This is a genomic window from Streptomyces sp. NPDC037100, assembly GCF_055606225.1.
This window is the reverse complement of sequence record NZ_JBVJSX010000008.1, coordinates 121,486-141,531: the sequence shown is the minus strand read 5'-3', so window position 1 is coordinate 141,531 and position 20,046 is coordinate 121,486. Positions and strand designations below refer to the sequence as shown.

Sequence of the window (20,046 nt, the reverse complement as noted above, 5' to 3'; positions counted from 1 at the left end):
GCATTTCACGGTCACGACACCCGGAACCGGCGCTCGCTCCGGCACCCGCGACCAGAGTGTCGCGACTGCCCCGCACTGCGCCGATGATGACCGTTCGCGGGCGCCGGCCCGTGCACCGGATCGTGCTTCACGCAGAACCAGACGACGACTGCCTCCGCGGAAATGTCACACGGAGGATCACATGGAGGAGGAGTGTGCGCCGCGACCGGGCCAAGTGATGTGCCATCAGGCCAAGTTGCGTCGGCTGCCTTCCGGGATTGCTGCCTCGCCCATATCCTCGTGCGGCTGATGTTACCAACGGTAAGGGGTGGCGATGAGTGGCACGACGCGCAGACAGTTCCTGGGCAGTGCCGCAGCCGCCGGCGGCGGGGTGGCCCTCGGAACCCCAGAAGGGGCTTCGGCCGAGGAAGCCTCCGTACCGCAGACCGTGGCGGTCCTGGGCGGCGGCGTCGCCGGGCTCACGGCCGCCCACGAACTCGCCGAGCGTGGCTTCCGGGTCACGGTCTACGAACGCAAGGCGCTGGGCGGCAAGGCGCGCAGCATGGACGTACCGGACAGCGGCATGGGCGGCCGACGCCCCCTGCCGGGCGAGCACGGCTTCCGCTTCATCCCCGGCATTTACCACAACCTGCCCGACACGATGCGGCGCATCCCGTTCCCCGGCAACCCGGGCGGCGTTCACGACAACCTCGTCGCCCCGAAGGAGATGCTGTTCGCCAGGTCGGGCGGCCGTGAGGACATCCGGATTCCGCTGCCCTGGCCCGACAACACCCCGGCCGAACTCACTCCCGACGAAATCCGCCGCGCCTTCACCGCCGTTCTGGACACGGCCTTCAACCTCCCCCTCCACGAGGCCCTCTACTTCGCCAACCGCATGCTGGTCTTTCTCACCAGCTGCGACCAGCGCCGCGACGGGGTTTGGGAGCGGACGCCCTGGTGGGACTTCGTGCGGGCCGGACGGATGTCCTACGACTACCAGCGGGTCCTTGCAGTCGGCATCACCCGCAACATCGTGGCCACCAAGGCGGAGGAGGCCAGCACTCGCACGGTCGGCACCCTGCTGGAGGCCTTCGTCTTCAACCTCCTCGGGCGGGGCGCGGACGGACCGCTGGACCGGATCCTCAACGCACCCACCAACGAGGCCTGGATCGACCCCTGGGTGACCTACCTGAAGTCACTCGGGGTCGAGTTCCGCGTCGGCTGGACCGTACGGGACCTGACCCTGGACGCGGGTGCGATCGCCGGAGCCGTCGTGGAGGACCGCTCGGGCCTGCGCCGGACCGTCACCGCCGACCACTACATCTCGGCGATGCCCGTCGAGCACGCCCGCCGTACATGGAACTCCGCCGTCCGTGCGGCCGACCCCCAGCTGGCCCGGTGCGACAGCCTCGAGACGGACTGGATGACGGGCATTCAGTTCTACCTGACCGAACGCATACCGATCGTCCACGGCCACCTCGATCTCATCGACTCCCCTTGGTCGCTGACCGCGATCGCCCAAGCCCAGCACTGGCCCGGCCGCGACTTCCCGGCCGATTACGGCGACGGTACGGTCGCGGACTGCCTGTCCGTGGACGTCTCCGAGTGGGACCGCCCGGGCATCCTGTACGGCAAGACCGCCAAGCAGTGCACCCGTACCGAAGTCGCACGCGAGGTGTGGGCACAGCTGAAGGCGTCGCTCAACGACAGCGGCCGTACGGTCCTCAAGGACTCCGTGCTGCACTCCTGGTTCCTCGACCCCGCTGTCGACGGCCTCGGCACGCCGCATCCCGTCAACGACGAACAACTGCTCATCCACCCGGTGGGCACCTTCCACCACCGCCCGCAATCGGCCACGAAGATTCCCAACCTCTTCCTGGCCGGCGACTACGTGGCAGTACCCATCGACCTCGCCACCATGGAGGGCGCCAACACCTCGGCCCGGCAGGCTGTCAACGCCCTGCTGGACCGATGCGGATCCACCGCACAACGCTGCACCGTGACCCCCCTGTACCGAGCCCCCGAACTGGAGGTCCTCAGACGCCACGACCGCACCCGCCACCTCCTCGGACTCCCGAACGCCTTCGACATCGGCTGAAGGCCGTTGCGGCCCGGCAGGTTTCATTCCCTCACAGGGCAGCGGCCAGTGACATGGTCGGCTGCTCGGTGAACGTGATGGACGCACACCGCGCCGACTTCGAGCGATGTCCGGCCGTACGCTGAAGGCCCCGCGCATCCTGTTCCCGCTACTTCGTATGATCTTCCCCCGGTACGAGGAAGCGGGGGGTGGGCAGTGGCGCGAAACGGTAAGCGCGACCGGAGGAGGAACGAGGAGGGCGAGGAGGAGGAGGGCTGCTGCGCGACGACGCTCGACACGCTGACGCACCCCTGCTGCTGTGGCGGCGCGTGGTCACAGGCGGCGGCCCTGTGGCTCACGCTGCTGCGGCCCTCGCTCGCCGCCGCTCACGGCGCCGACCCGGCCGCGCCCCCGCCGCGCGGACGGCTGGCCGCGGCGATGTACCGGTCCGTGCGGCACTACCGCGTCGCGGTCAGCCCGACCCGGCCGCCGTGCTGCCCGTACACCCCGAGCTGCTCCACCTACGCCGTACAGGCACTCCACCGCCACGGCGCCCTCCGAGGCGGCCGGCTGATCCTGGCGCGCCTGCTGCGCTGCCGCCCCGGCGCGGCCCGGCACCGCGCCCACCAGGATCCGGTACCGCCGGGCCGTCACTGACGGACACGAGGATTCCGATGCGGTTCGCGGACACAGGGAGCCGGTGGATCCATACATCCATGAGGCCCCTGCGCATCGCCGGCTTCGGTGAGCAGCGTCACGACGACCACGTGTCGCGCCTCGGTCGTCAAGGCCGGGGAGGTCAAGACGTTCGGCCAGTGCGAGCAGCCCCGAACCCTCACCATCGGACCAGGTCCGAGACGCGCGGCCGATGGCTACGCCCGGGCTGCTCACCCGCGGCGGTGTCCGGGCGCCCCGCTCTCCGCGTTCCAACGTTGTCGTTGATCTCCTCGACGTACTCGACTGAAATCCCCGTGCGCTTCTCGAAGGCCTCCAGGGTGGGCCGCCGCGAGAGACGCTCGTCATCGGTGTCGATGTACAGCGGCCAGTTCGCCCAGTTCAGCCGCTGATCGGTGGAGGACAGATCGACGGCGGCGCGGTCGCCGGGGCGAACATACGCGGCCGGGACACCGCACCCGGTGAGTCCGCCGAGCGCCGCGGCGGAGCCCAGCGCGCGCAGCAGCGTACGGCGGGAGAGTGGAGGGATCGTGTTCAGGGGCATGGGGGCAGCATGCCGCGACCGTGGAGGGCCGAACCGTTGGCGCCGCGTCGAGAGGCCGGGCACGCGTACCGGACACCTTGTCGATCAACGGGCTGACAACCCCGCCTCGGCGACCGCGCCCGCCCCGTACTCTCAGCGCCGTGCCCCGCACCCGAGGAAGCCCCGCCGTCACGTCGCCGGCGGGCGCACCCGCCTGTGGACGCTCTCCCACACCCACCGAGCGCTGGACAACGGCCCCACCACAGAGTGCCGCGAGACGCTCACCCGCCAGGACGTCACTCGCCGTGTGCGCGCGGGACGGCTGTCCGCCGCCTCGCTGATCCGGCCGAGTCGGTCCGGTTCCGCCGACCCCTTGACCCCCGGTGCCCTCCTCCCCGATGCTCGGTTGCGTATAGCGGTGCGTGTATCTGATAAAGCAACTCATGAAGCGGCGCACCCGCGCGAGTTTCCCGTCTGAGGAGCAGCTCATGGCTCACGAGGTACGTGCCGTCGTCGCCCGGAAGAAGGGCGCCCCGGTTTCCGTCGAGACGATCGTCGTTCCCGATCCCGGTCCGGGTGAGGCGCTGGTCGAGGTCGAGGCGTGCGGCGTCTGCCACACCGACCTCCACTACCGTGAGGGCGGGATCAGCGACGAGTTCCCCTTCCTGCTGGGGCACGAGGCGGCCGGGCGCGTCGAGGCGGTGGGGGAGGGGGTCAGCGGCGTCGAGCCCGGGGACTTCGTCATCCTCAACTGGCGTGCCGTGTGCGGCCAGTGCCGGGCATGCAGCAAGGGCAAGCCCTGGTACTGCTTCGCCACTCACAACGCGACGCAGCCGATGACGCTGCTCGACGGCACTCCGCTCTCGCCCGCCCTCGGCATCGGCGCCTTCGCGGAGAAGACACTGGTCGCCGCCGGACAGTGCACCAAGGTGGACCCGGCCGCCCCGGCGGCGGCGGCCGGGCTGCTCGGATGCGGTGTCATGGCGGGCTTCGGCGCCGCCGTCAACACCGGAGCCGTCGGGCGGGGGGACTCCGTCGCCGTCATCGGCTGCGGTGGCGTCGGCATGGCCGCCGTCGCGGGCGCCCGGCTCGCCGGCGCGTCGAAGGTCATCGCCGTCGACATCGACCAGCGCAAGCTGGACCGTGCCATGACCATGGGGGCCACCCACACCGTCGACGGTGCCAAGGGCGATGTGGTGGAGGCGGTGCGCGAACTCACCGGTGGCTTCGGCGCGGACGTCGTCGTCGAGGCCGTCGGCCGCCCGGAGACGTACCAGCAGGCCTTCTACGCGCGGGACCTGGCCGGCACGGTCGTGCTGGTCGGTGTGCCCACCCCGGAGATGAAGGTGGAACTGCCGCTGCTCGACGTCTTCGGTCGGGGCGGCTCACTGAAGTCCAGCTGGTACGGCGACTGCCTGCCCTCGCGCGACTTCCCGGCCCTCATCGACCTGTACCTGGGCGGCCGGTTCGACCTGGACGCGTTCGTCACCGAGACCATCGGCCTCGCAGACGTGGAGGAGGCCTTCGGGAAGATGCACGGCGGCGACGTCCTGCGCTCCGTGGTGGTGCTGTGATGGCCGGCGCACCCCGTATCGAACACCTCGTCACGCGCGGGACGTTCAGTCTCGACGGCGGCACCTGGGACGTCGACAACAACGTCTGGATCATCGGTGACGACGACGAGGTGATCGTCATCGACGCGGCGCACGACTCCGACGCCGTCCTGGAGGCCGTCGGTGACCGCCGGCTGTCGGCCGTCGTGTGCACCCACGCCCACGACGACCATGTGCGCGCCGCACCGGACGTCGCTCTCGCCACCGGCGCGCGCGTCCTGCTGCACCCCGACGACCAGGTGCTGTGGAAGATGGTGCACCCGAACCGACGCCCCGACGGCCCCCTCGCCGACGGCGACGAGCTCGACGTGGCGGGTATCGGGCTGCGCGTCCTCCACACGCCCGGACACGCACCCGGGGCGGTGTGCCTGTACGCCCCCGACCTCGGGGCACTGTTCAGCGGCGACACCCTGTTCGCGGGAGGGCCCGGCGCGACCGGACGCTCGTACAGCGACTTCGGCACGATCATCGCCTCGATCGGCGACCGACTGCTGACGCTCCCCGGCGAGACGGTCGTGCACACCGGACACGGCGACACGACCACCATCGAGGTCGAAGCCCCGCACCTGGAGGAGTGGGTCGCCCGCGGCTGGTGACACGTGCACCGCCGTACCGGCCGGGGCGGCCGAACACCGCCGGTCTCTCCATGCTCCGAGCACGACACATGGACACGACCCACCCCGGCCGTCCCGGGCCGGAACCGTCCCACCCGTCGGTCTTCCCCTGGACGGACCGCCGTGTACGCTACCGCTCCCATGGCCCTTCGGCGGATTCGTCGCCCCTGATCTGCGCGACGTGATCAGCCGCCCCGCGGCTTTGGACTCCTCCGGTTTCCGGACGGTCGTCGCGGGATTCGAAGGCCCCCCATCTGTGCCCGCTTCGGCGATGTGCGTCCCGCGCCGGTGCCGCCTCCGGAACCCGGGGCCCGGCGGGGACCGGCCCACGGCTCCTGTACGTCGTCTCCGGACCGCGCCGCCCGCACCGCGGGCCCACTGCGCATCCGCGAGCACATGACGGCGGGCGACGCCTGCCAGGCCAACCTCTCCGGGTGCTCTCCGCACCCCTGCCCGACTCCCGGCCGCCTGCTGAGAGACCGGGAGCCGAAACCCTGTTTCTGAGGGGTACCCAGCTCTGACCTGCGTTTCCTATAGCGCATGCTGTTGCATATCACGCAACAGAAAATAGGGGCGTCGAGCGGCCCGTGAACTCCTTGACAAGGGTTTGCGGGCGCCCTCAAACTGACGTTGCGTTCACCGCAATCCGTTTCGCTATACGCACCGAGGTGTCATGATGATTCCCGCGTGCCGTCTCGTGGATCTGCCCCGAGGCGAGGCCCACAGGCTCGACATCGACCCGCCGGTCTCGGTGTTCCACACCGAGGACGGCGAACTCTTCGCCATCGACGACACATGCACCCACCAGGACGCGTCGCTCGCCGACGGCTGGCTGGAGGGCCGCGAGGTCGAATGCCCGCTGCACGCCTCGAAGTTCAACCTCAAGACCGGAGCCGTCGACGCCCCGCCGGCCAAGCTCCCGGTGCGCACGCACGAGGTGTTCGTCGAGGACGGCATGATCTACGTCCGGCTGTCCACGGCAGCCCCGAACCTGCCTCCCTGCATCGCCGCCCGGCTCGCCGGGGGCGTCGCGTGAGGACGGTGGCCGTGGTGGGCGCGTCGCTGGCGGGTCTGTCAGCGGCGCGCTCCTTGCGAAAGCAGGGGTACGACGGACGGCTCGTCGTCATAGGCGACGAACTCCACCGCCCGTACGACAGGCCGCCGCTGTCCAAGGAGTTCCTGGCCGGCGGCATCGGCGAAGCCGATCTCGCACTGGAGCCGGACGACGAGGACCTGCAAGCGGAGTGGCTGCTCGGAGCCCGTGCCGCCGGACTCGGCACCACACCCCGCGCCGTACGGCTCACCGACGGCCGGGAGGTGAGAGCCGACGGCATCGTCATCGCCACCGGCGCCGCCGCCCGGACCCTGCCCGGCATGGACGGCCTGGCCGGTGTGCACACCCTGCGCACCCTGGACGACGCCCGCGCCCTGCGGGACGAACTGGCCCGGGGCGGACGCCTGGTCGTGATCGGCGGCGGCTTCATCGGCGCCGAGGTCGCCTCCACCGCCTGCGCGCTCGGCCTCGACGTGACCATCATCGAAGCGGCGCCCACACCACTGGCCGCACCGCTCGGCGCGGCCATGGGAAGCATCGTCTCCGCCCTCCACGCCGACAACGGCGTACGCCTGTTGTGCGGCGTGGGCGTCAAGGGGCTGAGCGGCGAGACCCGCGTCGACGCCGTCCTGATGGAGGACGGCCGCAGCATCCCCGCCGACATCGTCGTCGTGGGTGTCGGGGCCCGGCCTTGCGTCGACTGGCTGGCAGGCTCCGGTGTCGCACTCGACGACGGCGTCAAGTGCGGCGCGGACGGCCGTACCAGCCTGTCCGGGGTGGTCGCGGTCGGCGACTGCGCCTCCTGGTACGACCCGCGCGCGGGCACCCACCGCCGCGTCGAGCACTGGACCGGCGCCCGGGAACGCCCCGACGCGGCGGTGGCCGCCCTGCTCTCCTGGGGCGAGTCCGAACCGGGCATACCGAGGCCGCCGTACTTCTGGTCAGACCAGTACGGCGTGAAGATCCAGTTCGTCGGTCACGCGTCCCGTGCCGACAGCGTCACCATCGAGGAAGGCACCGCGGACGACCGCAACGTCCTGGCCGTCTACCGGCGCGCCGGGCACCCGGTAGCCGTACTCGGGATGAACCAGCCCCGGCTGTTCATGCGCTGGCGCAAGCAACTCGCGGCCAACACGTCCTGAAAAGGGCGTTGCTCCTTGGTCCGACGACGTCCGGTGTAGCTCGTCCCGGCGCGTGCATGCCCGACCCACGACGTTTCCCGAGGAGTGCACTGTGACCTCGACCGGCCTGCCGGAAAGTCTCATCGCCACCCTGCCGGGCTCCGCCTACACGGACCCCGGCATCTTCGCCCAGGAGCAGGAACACATCTTCGAGGCGATGTGGTTCTGCGCGGTGCGCTCCGCCGACCTCGCCGGCCCCGGCGTGTTCCGGACCGTCCAGGTCGGGCGGGAGAACATCCTCCTCACCCGTGCACGCGACCAGTCCGTACGCGCCTTCTTCAACGTCTGCCGGCACCGCGGAGCCAGGCTCTGCACGGCGGAGAGCGGCGAGGTCAAGCGTGCCTTCCAATGCCCCTACCACGCCTGGACGTACGACCTGACGGGCAAACTCGTCGCGGCGCCCAACCTCACCAAGATGCCCGACGTCGGCCGCACCGAGTACGGCCTGGCAGCCGTGGCGACGCGCGAATGGCTCGGCTACGTGTGGGTGTGTCTCGCCGAGGACCCGCCCCCCTTCGACGATGTCGTGCAGGACGTGGTCGCGCGTCTCGGCGACACGGAGTCGATCGAGCACTACGGCATCGAGGACCTCGAGGTCGGCAGACGGATCGCCTACGACGTCCGGGCGAACTGGAAGCTCATCGTCGAGAACTTCATGGAGTGCTACCACTGCGCGACGATCCACCCCGAACTCACCGAGGTGCTCCCCGAGTTCGCCGACGGCTACGCCGCCCAGTACTACGTGGGGCACGGCGCGGAGTTCGGCTCCGGCGTCAAGGGCTTCACCGTCGACGGTTCGGAGGGCCTCGACCGCATTCCGGGCGTCACCGAGGACCAGGACCGCCGCTACTACGCGATCACCGTCCGGCCGCAGGTGTTCATCAACCTCGTGCCCGACCACGTGATCTTCCACCGGATGTATCCGGTCGCCGCGGACCGCACCATCGTCGAGTGCGACTGGCTCTACCTCAAGCACGTCGTCGAGAGCGGCAAGGACGTCAGCCGGTCGGTGGAGCTCTTCGACCGGGTCAACCGGCAGGACTTCGACGCGTGCGAGCGCTGCCAGCCCGCGATGAGCTCCCGGCTGTACGCCAAGGGCGGGGTCCTCGTGCCCAGCGAGCACCACATCGGCGAGTTCCACACCTTCGTCCAGGAGCGTCTGGGCGCGGGGCGACCGCACTAGGGGCGGCTCCGGCCCGGCCCCCGTGTGCGGGGCGGCCGGCGCAGGCGGCGCGGCGGGCTCAGCCCAGGTATCCCATCCGATGACTGATCTCGTCCGCGCCCTTGACCAGCACCGGAGCGAGGTCGTGAATACGGTCCTCGGTGAGCCTGTACGCCGGCCCTGAGGCGCTGAGCGCCGCGATGACCTCTCCGTCCCGGTTGCGGACCGGGGCGGCCATGGCGTGCAGTCCCGCCTCGAACTCCTCCAGCGTCCAGGAGTAGCCGCGCTCCAGCGCCTCGGCGAGGTTCTTCTCCAGCTTCGTCTTCGCGGTCAGGGTGCGCGGCGTCATCTTCTTCAGGCCCGCGTCAGACAGCAGCGCGGCCCGCTCCTTCGCCGGCATGTGAGCCAGCAGGATCTTGCCGCTGGACGTGGCGTGCAGTGGCGTCAGCTGGCCGACCCAGTTGAACGCCGTGACGGCACCCGGACCGCGCACCTGGTACAGGTTGATCGCGTACTTCTCCTGCATCACGGCGAGGTTCACGGTCTCACCGATCTCCTCCGCGAGACGCTCGCAGACCGGGCGGCTCTGCTGGGTGATGTCGATACGTCCGGTGACCGCGCCGGCGAGACGGACGATGCCGAAACCGAGGCGGTACTTGCCGCGCTCGCCCGCCTGTTCCACCAGGCCGCGCACTTCCAGGGCGCCCAGCAGCCGGAACGCGGTGGACTTGTGGACGTCGATCTCGGCGGCCACCTCGCTGACGCCGGCCTCGCCGCGCCGGGCCAGGATCTCCAGCACGGTGATGGCCCGGTCGACCGACTGCACCCCGCCGGTCGGCGCACTTGTCGTTTCGGTATCTGGATGGTAGTTGCTCACAGCGCAACTATACGGGTGATTAACTTAGCCGACAGCGGTGCAGGTCACGGGCCTGGAGCGGAAAATCTGAAGTTGCGTTGTCCGCAACCTGGTGCGCATAGAGATACCGGTACTAGCATGCCGCGCATTCTCTACGGCGCGAGCGAGACGAGGCCTCATGGCTGACCTGCAGTACGACTTCGTCATCGTCGGTGGTGGATCGGCCGGCAGTGCACTGGCCAACCGGCTCTCCGCGGATCCCGGCAACCGGGTACTGGTCCTGGAAGCGGGCAGACCCGACTACCCATGGGACGTGTTCATCCACATGCCCGCGGCGCTGACCTACCCGATCGGCAGCCGCTTCTACGACTGGAAGTACGAGTCCGAACCCGAGCCCCACATGGGCGGCCGGCGCGTCTACCACGCACGGGGCAAGGTCCTGGGCGGTTCCAGCAGCATCAACGGCATGATCTTCCAGCGCGGCAACCCCATGGACTACGAGCGCTGGGCGGCCGATCCCGGCATGGAGAACTGGGACTACGCGCACTGCCTGCCGTACTTCCGGCGGATGGAGAACTGCCTGGCCGCCGACCCGGACGACGAGTTCCGCGGCCACGACGGCCCCCTCGTCCTCGAACGGGGCCCGGGGACCAACCCGCTCTTCGAGGCCTTCCTCAAGGCCACCGAAGAGGCCGGGCACGCTCCCACCAGCGACGTGAACGGCTATCGGCAGGAAGGTTTCGCCAGGTTCGACCGCAATGTCCACCGCGGGCGCCGGCTGTCGGCCGCGAAGGCGTACCTCAAGCCCGTGCGCAAGCGGCCCAACCTCACCGTCACCACGCGTGCCCTGGTCACCCGCGTCCTCTTCGAGGGCATGCGGGCCGTCGGCGTCGAGTACCGGCGCGGCCGCGGCGGGCCCCAGCAGGTGCGGGCCGGTGAGGTGATCCTCTGCGGAGGCGCCATCAACTCTCCGCAACTCCTCCAGCTATCCGGCGTCGGCAACGCCAAGGAGCTCGCGGCGCTCGGCGTGGACGTCGTACACGATCTGCCGGGCGTCGGCGAGAACCTCCAGGACCACCTGGAGGTGTACATCCAGTACGGCTGCAAGCAGCCCGTCTCCATGCAGCCCTACCTCGCGAAGTGGCGTGCCCCCTTCATCGGCCTGCAGTGGCTCTTCCGTACGGGACCGGCCGCGACCAACCACTTCGAGGCGGGCGGCTTCGTCCGCGGCAACGACGACGTGGACTACCCCAACCTGATGTTCCACTTCCTGCCCATCGCGGTCCGCTACGACGGCTCCGTGCCCGCCGGCGGACACGGCTACCAGGTGCACGTCGGGCCCATGTACTCCGACGCCATCGGTTCGGTGAAGATCAAGAGCAAGAACCCTGCCGAGCACCCGGCGCTGCGCTTCAACTACCTCTCCACCGAGCAGGACCGCCGCGAGTGGGTCGAGGCCGTCAGGGTCGCCCGCAGGCTGCTCAACCAGCCCGCGATGGCCCCGTACAACGCCGGGGAGATCTCACCCGGCCCGGGCGTGGAGACCGACGAGGAGATCCTCGCCTGGGTCGCCAAGGACGCCGAGACCGCGCTGCATCCGTCCTGTACCTGCAAGATGGGCACCGACGAGATGTCCGTCGTGGACCCGGCAGATCTGCGCGTGCACGGCGTGGAGGGACTGAGGGTCGTCGACGCGTCCGTGATGCCTTACATCACCAACGGCAACATCTACGCGCCGGTGATGATGATCGCGGAGAAGGCGGCCGACCTCATCCTCGGCAAGGAGCCGCTGCCGCCGTCCGGCGCCACGTACTACCGGCACCGCGAAGCACCCGCGTAACCCACAGTTTTCAGACAGCCGACCGGCCCGGAAACCTGGCGTTCCAGGCTGGTCGGCGTCGGGTTCCCAGGGCTGCCTCCTTGGCGAAACCGTCATCGGCCAACCCCTTGACGTGGGTTCCCACCTTCTCCAGAGTGTTCCACCACAAGCAATGCGGTGCGTGATGCGCAACGCTATTCGCTCGAAGGGCCCCGACGTGGCAGACCTGTACGTGGACGGCACATGGCGGGATCCCGTGGCCGGAGGCCACCGGGACATCCGCTGCCCCGCAGACGGCACACTCTCCGTGACCGTGTCCGAAGGCACCCGCCCGGACGCCGAGGCGGCCATCGCCGCGGCCCGCCGGGCCTTCGACGAAGGGCCCTGGCCGCGCACCCCCGAGCGCGAGCGCGGCGCACTCCTGCTGCGCACCGCCGACATCCTGGAACGTGACGCTCACGCGTTCGCCCGCGCCGAATCCCTGGACACCGGCAAGCGGCTCGTGGAGAGCGAGTACGACATCGCCGACGTCGTGTCCTGCTTCCGCTACTACGGAGGACTCGGCGGAACCGACGCCGGCCGGGTGATCGACACCGGTCGTGACGACGCCGTCAGCCGCGTCGTGTACGAGCCGATCGGCGTGTGCGCGCTGATCACCCCCTGGAACTACCCGCTGCTGCAGGCGAGCTGGAAGGTCGCCCCGGCACTCCTCGCCGGCAACACCATCGTCCTCAAGCCCAGCGAACTCACCCCCTCCACCTCGATCCTGCTGATGAAGGCCCTGGCGGAGGCCGGACTTCCGGACGGCGCCGCCAACCTCGTCCTGGGAACCGGGCCCGACGTGGGAGCACCGCTCGCCGAGGAACCCGCCGTCGACATGGTCTCCTTCACCGGCGGCCTGGACACCGGAAGACGCATCATGGCCACCGCCGCCGCGACCGTGAAGAAGGTCGCGCTGGAGCTCGGCGGCAAGAACCCCAATGTCGTCTTCGCCGACGCCGACTTCGAGACGGCCGTGGACTTCGCGCTCACGGCCGTCTTCCTGCACTCGGGACAGGTCTGCTCGGCCGGCGCCCGGCTGATCGTCGAGGACGCGCTGCACGACCGGTTCGTCGACGAGGTGGTCCGCCGTGCCCGGCGGATCCGCCTCGGCGGCCCCTTCGACCCGCAGGCCGACACCGGGCCGCTGATCTCCGCCCAGCACCTGGCGAAGGTCGAGGCGTACGTCGCGGCCGGACTCGCGGAGGGCGCCGTCCTGCGCTGCGGCGGCGAACGCCCGGGCGGCCCGGCCCTGGCCGGTGGCCACTACTACCCGCCGACCGTGCTCGACGCATGCGGCCAGGACATGCGCGTGGTGCACGAGGAATCCTTCGGGCCCGTCCTCACCGTGGAGCGCTTCACCGGCGAGGACGACGCGGTACGCATCGCCAACGACACCGAGTACGGACTCGCCGGCGCCGTCTGGACGCAGGACGCCGGCAAAGCCCAGCGGGTAGCCCGCCGGCTGCGCCACGGCACGGTGTGGATCAACGACTACCACCCCTATGTGCCGCAGGCGGAATGGGGTGGGTTCGGGCACTCCGGCGTGGGCCGGGAGCTGGGTCCGACCGGCTTGGACGAGTACCGCGAGCCCAAACACATCTGGCAGAACATCCAACCCCGGCCGCAGCACTGGTTCCGCGGCTGAACGCCGAAAAGAGGTCGAACATGACCCCAGCAACGACCGAGGCGCCGCGGCGGCCCGACACCCCCCAGGACTCGGCACCCACCCCCGTCATCTCCGTGCGCGAACTGTGGAAGGTGTTCGGGCCGAAGGCGGCCCAGGTGCCCGGCTCCGAGGAACTGCGCGCACTCACCCGCCGCGAACTGATGGACCGCACCGGATGCACGGCCGCCGTGCGCGACGTGAACTTCGAGGTCGCGCCCGGCGAGGTGTTCGTCGTGATGGGCCTGTCCGGCTCCGGCAAGTCCACCCTGGTGCGCTGTCTGACCCGGCTCATCGAACCCACCGCCGGCGAGATCCTCTTCGAGGGCGAGGACATCCGCGACGCGGACGCCAGCCGCCTGCGCGAGCTGCGCCGCAGCAAGTTCTCCATGGTCTTCCAGCACTTCGGGCTGCTGCCGCACCGCCGGGTCGTCGACAACGTGGCCTTCGGACTGGAGATCCGCGGCATGAGCAGAGCCGAGCGCACCAAGCGCGCGCTGGAGGTCGTCGAACTCGTCGGCCTCTCGGGCTACGAGAGCTCCTACCCCGACCAGCTCTCCGGCGGCATGCAGCAGCGCGTGGGACTCGCCCGCGCCCTGGCCGGCGACCCCGACGTCCTCCTCTTCGACGAGCCGTTCTCGGCGCTCGACCCGCTGATCCGCCGGGACATGCAGAACGAGGTCGTCCGTCTGCACCACGAGGTCGGCAAGACGATGGTGTTCATCACCCACGACCTGTCCGAGGCGCTGCGCCTGGGCGACCGCATCCTCATCATGCGCGACGGCAGGATGGTCCAGTGCGGCACCGGCGACGAACTGGTCGGCGCCCCAGCGGACGACTACGTACGCGACTTCGTCAGGGACGTGCCCCGCGGCGACGTGCTGACCCTGCGGTGGATCATGCGCCCGGCGGAGCCCGACGACCCCCTGGACGGTCCCGAACTGGGCCCGGACGTCGTGGTCAAGGAGGCCACGCGGGCGGTGCTCGCGGCCGAGAAGCCGGTCAAGGTCGTCGAGAACGGCAAGCTGCTCGGCATCGTCGGTGACGAGGAGATCCTCGCGGTGGTCGCCGGGCAGGAAGGCGACGCGTGATGACCGTCGCCGTGCAGAAGACGCAGAGACCGCAGAGAACCGGGAGCGAGGAGCCGCCCGCTCCCACCCGGCGCGCGCCCACGGTCAGCCGCTCGATGATCGTCGCCGGGATCCTGGTTCTCTGGCTCGTCCTCTTCGCCGTGCTGCGCGGCAGGCAGACCCTGTCCCTCGCCGCGGCCGATCTGACCGACCTGCACCGGTGGTTCAACGACGTCAACGACTCCATCGGCGCGAACCGCAACTCCAACCCGCTCTTCCTCTACTTCTTCAACGAGATCCGCCTGGTCATCGACACCCTGGTGACCTTCGTCCAGGAGCTGATCTCACAGCCGACCCCGGGCCGCCCGGTGCCGCAGATCGGCTGGCTCGGTGTCGTGGGCATCGTCGGCTACGTCTCCTGGGCCGTGGCCAACTGGCGGGTCGCGCTGCTCGCCGTCGCCGGCTTCACCTTCCTCGGCCTGCAGGGACTCTGGCAGGAGAGCATGGACACGCTCGCGCTGACCCTCTCCGCGGTCTGCGTGGCGCTGTTGTTCGCCCTCCCGCTGGGGGTGTGGGCCGGGCTGTCCGACCGTGTCAACCGGATCGTGACGCCGTTCCTGGACTTCATGCAGACGATGCCCACCTTCGTCTATCTGGCGCCCCTGACCCTGTTCTTCCTGATCGGCCCGGCCTCCGCCACGATCGCGACGGCCATATACGCGGCACCACCCGCGATCCGCATCACCGCCCACGCCATCCGCTCGGTTCCCGAGTCCACCGTCGAAGCGGCGGACTCGATGGGTGCGACGCGTCGCCAGGCGCTGCTGAAGGTCCTGCTGCCGATGTCCAAACGGACCGTGGTGATGGGCGTCAACCAGACCATCATGGCCGCCCTGGCCATGGTGACCATCGCGGCCCTCATCAACGCGCCCGGCCTCGGAGCGACCGTCGTCCAGGCGCTGCAATCACTGGACGTCGGCACGGCGTTCAACGCCGGACTCGCCATCGTCGTCATGGCCATCGTGCTGGACCGGGTCACCACCGCCGCGAGTGGACGCGCGGACACGGCACGGGGTTCGGACAGTCCCTTCCTCAAGTGGCGGCGGCATCTGCTGGCGGCCGGGGGAGTGGCCGCCCTGGTCCTGGTGTACCTGTCGCACACGTATCTGTGGGCGGCCGAGTTCCCCGGCGAGGGCAGCACCGGAAGCACCATCGCCAGGGCGGCGACCGATGTGACCACCTGGGCACAGGACAACCTGTCGGGCCTGACCAACGCCTTCCGGGACCTCCTCACCAACGGCCTCCTCAACCCCTTCCAGACCCTGCTGACCGACTCCCCGTGGTGGCTCGTGGGCGCCGCCCTCGTCGCGATCGGGACGGTGCTCGGCGGATGGCGTGCCGGGGTCACCGCCGCCGTGTGCGTGGGTCTGCTCATCGGCACCGGTGTGTGGTCGGACGCCATGACGACCCTGGCGTCCACCGCGGTGGCGACCGTGCTCGTGATGCTGCTCGGCGTCGTCCTGGGGGTGTGGATGGGCCGCAGCGCGCTCGTCGACCGGCTGCTGAGGCCGTCCCTGGACGCGGCCCAGGTCATGCCGCCGTTCGTCTATCTCGTGCCGTTCCTCGCGCTGTTCGGCGCGACACGGTTCACGGCGATCGTCGCCGCGATCGTCTACGCGGCACCCGTCGCCATCAAGATCATCGCCGACGGGGTGCGGGCCGTGCCCGGAACCACCGTCGAGGCGGCGATGTCCACCGGATGCAACACCTGGCAGATCATCACCAAGGTCCAGCTGCCGATGTCACGCGGCGCCCTGACCCTCGCCACCAACCAGGGCCTCATCTACGTGCTGTCGATGGTCGTGGTGGGCGGTCTGGTGGGAGCGGGCGCCCTCGGCTACGACGTCGTGGCCGGGTTCTCGCAGGGCCAGTTGTACGGGAAGGGACTGGCGGCCGGACTCGCCATCGTCCTGCTCGGAGTCATGTTCGACCGGATCACTCAGGCAGCGGCTCGCCGCGCCGGAGCATAAGGAGCACCTCACCATGGCACGACACTTCAGAGCCGGCGCGGCCGGCCTGGCCGTCCTCGGCCTCACCCTCACGGCCTGCGGGGGCGCGAAGGTCGGCGACGACAGCGCGGCCGGCTCGGGCAGCTCGGGCAAGTGCGGCACCTTCAACCTCGCGATCAACCCGTGGGTGGGCTACGAGGCGAACGCGGCGGTCCTCGCGTACGTCGCCGAGAACGACCTCGGCTGCAAGGTCGAGCAGAAGGACCTCAAGGAGGAGATCGCCTGGCAGGGCTTCGGGACGGGCGAGGTCGACGCCGTCGTGGAGAACTGGGGCCACGACGACCTGAAGAAGAAGTACATCACCGATCAGAAGACGGCCGTCGAGGCCGGCCCGACCGGCAACAAGGGTCTCATCGGCTGGTATGTGCCGCCGTGGCTGGCGAAGGCGCACCCGGACATCACCGACTGGAAGAACCTCAACAAGTACGCGTCGAAGTTCAAGACCTCGGAGTCGGGCGGCAAGGGCCAGCTCCTCGACGGCGACCCCTCGTACGTCACCAACGACGAGGCGCTGGTCAAGAACCTCAAGCTGGACTTCAAGGTGGTGTACGCGGGCAGCGAGACCGCGCTCATCCAGGCGTACCGCAACGCCGAGAAGAACAAGCAGTGGGTCATCGGCTACTTCTACGAGCCGCAGTGGTTCCTGTCCGAGGTGCCGCTGAAGAAGGTCGGCCTGCCCGAGTACAAGGAGGGCTGCGACGCCGACGCGGAGAAGGTCGCCTGCGACTACCCCGTGTACGAACTCGACAAGATCGTCAGTGCCAAGTTCGCCAAGTCGGGCAGTCCGGCCTACGACCTGGTGAAGAACTTCACCTGGACGAACGAGGACCAGAACACCGTGGCCAAGTACATCGCGGTGGACAAGATGGCGCCCGAGGCCGCGGCGAAGAAGTGGGTCGAGGCCAATCGCGACAAGGTCGACGCCTGGATCAAGTAGGGCGGGCGAACGCCCGTGTGAGTCCGGCCGGAGAGGCCCGGCAGGCTGTGTCGTCAGCCTGCCGGGCCTCGTCGTTTTGCGCGGTTTCCTCCCTGCCGGCTGCGGGGGTTTTTCCGGCGTCGCGGACCTCTTGACACGCCGATGCGCGACGGGCACATTGAGTTGCGCAACCTGAACCCTGTTGCGTAGACAGCAACTGGATCGCTTTCAACGTCGGAGGTGCGGCGATGGCGGGACCCCGGGTGGTCATCATCGGAGCGGGCGTCGTGGGGGCGGCGCTCGCCGATGAGATCTCCGCGCGCGGCTGGACCGAAGTGACCGTGGTCGACCAGGGCCCACTGCCCGCCACCGGGGGCTCGTCGTCGCACGCCCCGGGCCTGGTCTTCCAGACCAACCCCTCCAAGACCATGACGGAGATGGCCCGTTACACCGTCGAGAAGTTCTGCTCCCTCGACGTCGACGGGCAGCCCTGCTTCCTCCAGGTCGGCGGCCTGGAGGTGGCCACCAGCCCGGAGCGCGTCACCGAACTGCAGCGGCGCCACGGCTGGCTCGCCTCCTGGGGCATCGAGTCCCGGCTGCTGACCACCGAGGAGTGCGTCGCACTGCACCCGCTCGTCAACCCGGACAAGGCCCTCGCCGGCCTTCACGTGCCGACGGACGGTCTCGCCAAGGCGGTCCTCGCCGTCGAGGCGCAGATCCGCCGGGCCACCGAGCGCGGCGTCCGCTTCCTCGCCCGCCACGAAGTCCTCGACGTCCGGCAGGCCGAGGGCGAGGTGACCGGTGTCCTGACCGACCAGGGCGAGATCCCCGCCGACATCGTCGTGTGCTGCGCCGGCATCTGGGGCCCGAAGATCGCCCGCATGGCCGGCATGAATCTCCCGCTCACCCCGCTCGCCCACCAGCTCGCCTGGACGGGCCCCGTCCCGGCCCTGGCCGGACAGACGCAGGAGGCGGTCCGCCCGATCCTGCGTCACCAGGACGCCGACCTCTACTACCGCGACCGCTTCGACGGCCTGGGCATCGGCTACTACGGCCACCGCCCGATGCCCATCTCCGCCGACGACATCCTCTCCGTGGACGAGTCCGACGAGATGCCCTCCGTCCTGAAGTTCACCGAGGAGGACTTCGAGGAGGCCTGGACCGAGACGCAGTCACTGCTCCCGGCGACGAAGGACGCCAAGGTCGAGGAAGGCATCAACGGCCTGTTCTCCTTCACCACCGACGGCCTGCCCCTGCTCGGCGAATCCCCGGACGTCAAGGGCTTCTGGGTCGCCGAGGCCGTCTGGGTCACGCACTCCGCGGGCGTCGGCCGGGCCATGGCCGAGTGGCTGGTCGACGGCTACTGCTCGTCGTTCGACCTGCACGAGTGCGACGTCAACCGCTTTGAACCGCACCAGCTCTCGCCGGAGTACGTACTGGCCCGCGACTGCCAGAACTTCGTCGAGGTCTACGACATCCTCCACCCCCTCCAGCCGTCGGGGGACCCGCGCCCCATCCGCACCAGCCCGTTCCACACCCGTCAGCAGGAGCAGGGCGCCTTCTTCCTGGAGGCGAACGGCTGGGAGCGGCCCCAGTGGTACGAGGCCAACGCGGACCTGGTCGAGGGCCGTTCCATCGTCACCCCCAACGACTGGGCCGCGCGGTACTGGTCGCCCATCGTCGCCGCCGAGGCCCAGACCACCCGGGAGACCGTCGCCCTGTACGACATGACGGCCCTCAAGCGGCTGGAGGTCAGCGGGCGCGGCGCCGGCGAGTTCCTGGAGCGGCTGTGCACCGGCAAGGTCGCCAAGTCCGTCGGCTCGGTGACCTACACGCTGCTCCTCGACCACGACGGCGGCATCCGCAGCGACGTCACCGTCGCCCGGCTCGCTCCCGGCCTCTTCCAGGTCGGCGCCAACGGCAACCTGGACCTCGACTGGTTCACCCGCCACCTCCCCGCCGACGGCACGGTCCAGGTCCGCGACATCACTCCCGGCACGTGCTGCATCGGCCTGTGGGGGCCGCGCGCCCGCGACGTCCTCCAGCCGCTCACCGACGCCGACTTCTCGGCTGCCGGGCTGAAGTACTTCCGAGCCAAGCGCGCCCACATCGGCTCCGTGCCCGTCACCGCGATGCGCCTGTCGTACGTCGGTGAGCTCGGCTGGGAGCTGTACACCACCGCTGACCTGGGGCAGAAGCTGTGGGACACGCTGTGGCGGGCGGCCGAGCCGCTGGGCGGCATCGTGGCCGGGCGAGGCGCGTTCAACAGTCTCCGGCTGGAGAAGGGCTACCGTTCCTTCGGCACGGACATGACGTACGAACACGATCCGTACGAGGCCGGTGTCGGCTTCGCCGTGAAGCTCGACAAGGACGACTTCGTCGGGAAGGCGGCGTTGGAGCGGCGCAAGGCCGATGTCCGGCGGAAGCTGACCTGTCTCACGATCGACGACCCGAAGGCCGTCGTCATGGGCAAGGAGCCGGTGTACGACGGGGACTGTGCGGTGGGGTACGTCACCAGTGCGGCTTATGGCTACACGATCGGCAAGGGCATCGCGTATGCGTGGCTGCCTGTGGAGCTCGCGGAGCCGGGGACCGTCGTGCACATCGGGTACTTCGATCAGTCCGTCGAGGCGGTAGTGGCTGAGGAGCCTTTGTTCGATCCGATGATGTCCCGACTTCGTGGCTGAGTCTTCGTCTTCGTCTGCGTCGTGGCTTGTCGCGCAGTTCCCCGCG

General features: G+C 69.7%; 14 protein-coding genes and 2 pseudogenes. 14 read left to right on the top strand and 2 right to left on the bottom strand.

Annotation, left to right across the window (positions count from 1 at the left end; genetic code table 11):
• Window positions 1–313: 313 nt before the first annotated feature.
• On the top strand, window positions 314–2,077 hold the full coding sequence (locus tag ACZ7EG_RS25660) for a hydroxysqualene dehydroxylase (RefSeq protein ID WP_471083300.1): 1,764 nt from the start codon (window positions 314–316) through the stop codon (window positions 2,075–2,077).
• A gap of 195 nt (window positions 2,078–2,272) precedes the next feature.
• A complete protein-coding gene (yidD, locus tag ACZ7EG_RS25655; protein ID WP_471083296.1) occupies window positions 2,273–2,713 on the top strand; it encodes a membrane protein insertion efficiency factor YidD in 441 nt (146 codons plus the stop codon).
• A 274-nt stretch (window positions 2,714–2,987) separates the two neighbouring features.
• Here the strand turns inward: yidD and ACZ7EG_RS25650 are convergent.
• A pseudogene (locus ACZ7EG_RS25650) lies at window positions 2,988–3,275 on the bottom strand (spermidine/putrescine ABC transporter substrate-binding protein); the annotation flags it as partial.
• A gap of 467 nt (window positions 3,276–3,742) precedes the next feature.
• Here ACZ7EG_RS25650 and ACZ7EG_RS25645 point away from each other — a divergent pair.
• The 6 genes and pseudogenes from ACZ7EG_RS25645 (at window position 3,743) to ACZ7EG_RS25620 (ending at window position 8,899) form a co-directional block, all read left to right on the top strand.
• Window positions 3,743–4,828: an S-(hydroxymethyl)mycothiol dehydrogenase gene (locus ACZ7EG_RS25645; protein ID WP_471083292.1), complete on the top strand. Its 1,086-nt coding sequence runs from the start codon at window positions 3,743–3,745 to the stop codon at window positions 4,826–4,828.
• A complete protein-coding gene (locus ACZ7EG_RS25640) occupies window positions 4,828–5,463 on the top strand; it encodes an MBL fold metallo-hydrolase (protein ID WP_471083289.1) in 636 nt (211 codons plus the stop codon). The genes ACZ7EG_RS25645 and ACZ7EG_RS25640 overlap by 1 nt, the downstream gene beginning before the upstream one ends.
• 127 nt (window positions 5,464–5,590) lie before the next feature.
• Window positions 5,591–5,939 (top strand): annotated as a pseudogene (locus ACZ7EG_RS25635) (chorismate-binding protein); the annotation flags it as partial.
• Window positions 5,940–6,154: 215 nt separating this feature from the next.
• The gene (locus ACZ7EG_RS25630; protein ID WP_471083287.1) at window positions 6,155–6,517 is read left to right on the top strand and encodes a bifunctional 3-phenylpropionate/cinnamic acid dioxygenase ferredoxin subunit; all 363 of its coding nucleotides are present in this window, start codon (window positions 6,155–6,157) and stop codon (window positions 6,515–6,517) included.
• Window positions 6,514–7,677 (top strand): NAD(P)/FAD-dependent oxidoreductase, encoded by a 1,164-nt coding sequence (locus tag ACZ7EG_RS25625; protein ID WP_471083284.1) that lies wholly within the window; start codon window positions 6,514–6,516, stop codon window positions 7,675–7,677. The genes ACZ7EG_RS25630 and ACZ7EG_RS25625 overlap by 4 nt, the downstream gene beginning before the upstream one ends.
• A gap of 91 nt (window positions 7,678–7,768) precedes the next feature.
• On the top strand, window positions 7,769–8,899 hold the full coding sequence (locus tag ACZ7EG_RS25620; protein WP_471083281.1) for an aromatic ring-hydroxylating oxygenase subunit alpha: 1,131 nt from the start codon (window positions 7,769–7,771) through the stop codon (window positions 8,897–8,899).
• Between the two features lie 58 nt (window positions 8,900–8,957).
• Here the strand turns inward: ACZ7EG_RS25620 and ACZ7EG_RS25615 are convergent, their stop codons facing one another.
• Window positions 8,958–9,704 carry an IclR family transcriptional regulator gene (locus ACZ7EG_RS25615; RefSeq protein WP_362043538.1) on the bottom strand — a complete coding sequence of 249 codons (747 nt, stop codon included), beginning with the start codon at window positions 9,702–9,704 and terminating at the stop codon, window positions 8,958–8,960.
• Between the two features lie 208 nt (window positions 9,705–9,912).
• On the opposite strand from ACZ7EG_RS25615, the gene betA reads away from it, so the two are divergent.
• The 6 genes from betA to ACZ7EG_RS25585 all read left to right on the top strand — a co-directional run bounded on the left by betA (window position 9,913) and on the right by ACZ7EG_RS25585 (window position 20,000).
• A complete protein-coding gene (gene betA, locus ACZ7EG_RS25610; protein WP_471083278.1) occupies window positions 9,913–11,574 on the top strand; it encodes a choline dehydrogenase in 1,662 nt (553 codons plus the stop codon).
• A gap of 196 nt (window positions 11,575–11,770) precedes the next feature.
• The gene (locus ACZ7EG_RS25605; protein WP_471083275.1) at window positions 11,771–13,240 is read left to right on the top strand and encodes an aldehyde dehydrogenase family protein; all 1,470 of its coding nucleotides are present in this window, start codon (window positions 11,771–11,773) and stop codon (window positions 13,238–13,240) included.
• 20 nt (window positions 13,241–13,260) lie between these two features.
• On the top strand, window positions 13,261–14,349 hold the full coding sequence (locus ACZ7EG_RS25600; RefSeq protein WP_471083272.1) for a quaternary amine ABC transporter ATP-binding protein: 1,089 nt from the start codon (window positions 13,261–13,263) through the stop codon (window positions 14,347–14,349).
• Window positions 14,349–16,358, top strand: coding sequence for an ABC transporter permease (locus ACZ7EG_RS25595; protein ID WP_471083269.1), 2,010 nt, complete (start codon window positions 14,349–14,351; stop codon window positions 16,356–16,358). The genes ACZ7EG_RS25600 and ACZ7EG_RS25595 overlap by 1 nt, the downstream gene beginning before the upstream one ends.
• Before the next feature lie 13 nt (window positions 16,359–16,371).
• Complete coding sequence (locus ACZ7EG_RS25590) at window positions 16,372–17,334, top strand: ABC transporter substrate-binding protein (protein WP_471083267.1); 963 nt, start codon at window positions 16,372–16,374, stop codon at window positions 17,332–17,334.
• A 227-nt stretch (window positions 17,335–17,561) separates the two neighbouring features.
• A complete protein-coding gene (locus tag ACZ7EG_RS25585; RefSeq protein ID WP_471083264.1) occupies window positions 17,562–20,000 on the top strand; it encodes a GcvT family protein in 2,439 nt (812 codons plus the stop codon).
• The last annotated feature ends 46 nt before the right edge of the window (window positions 20,001–20,046 follow it).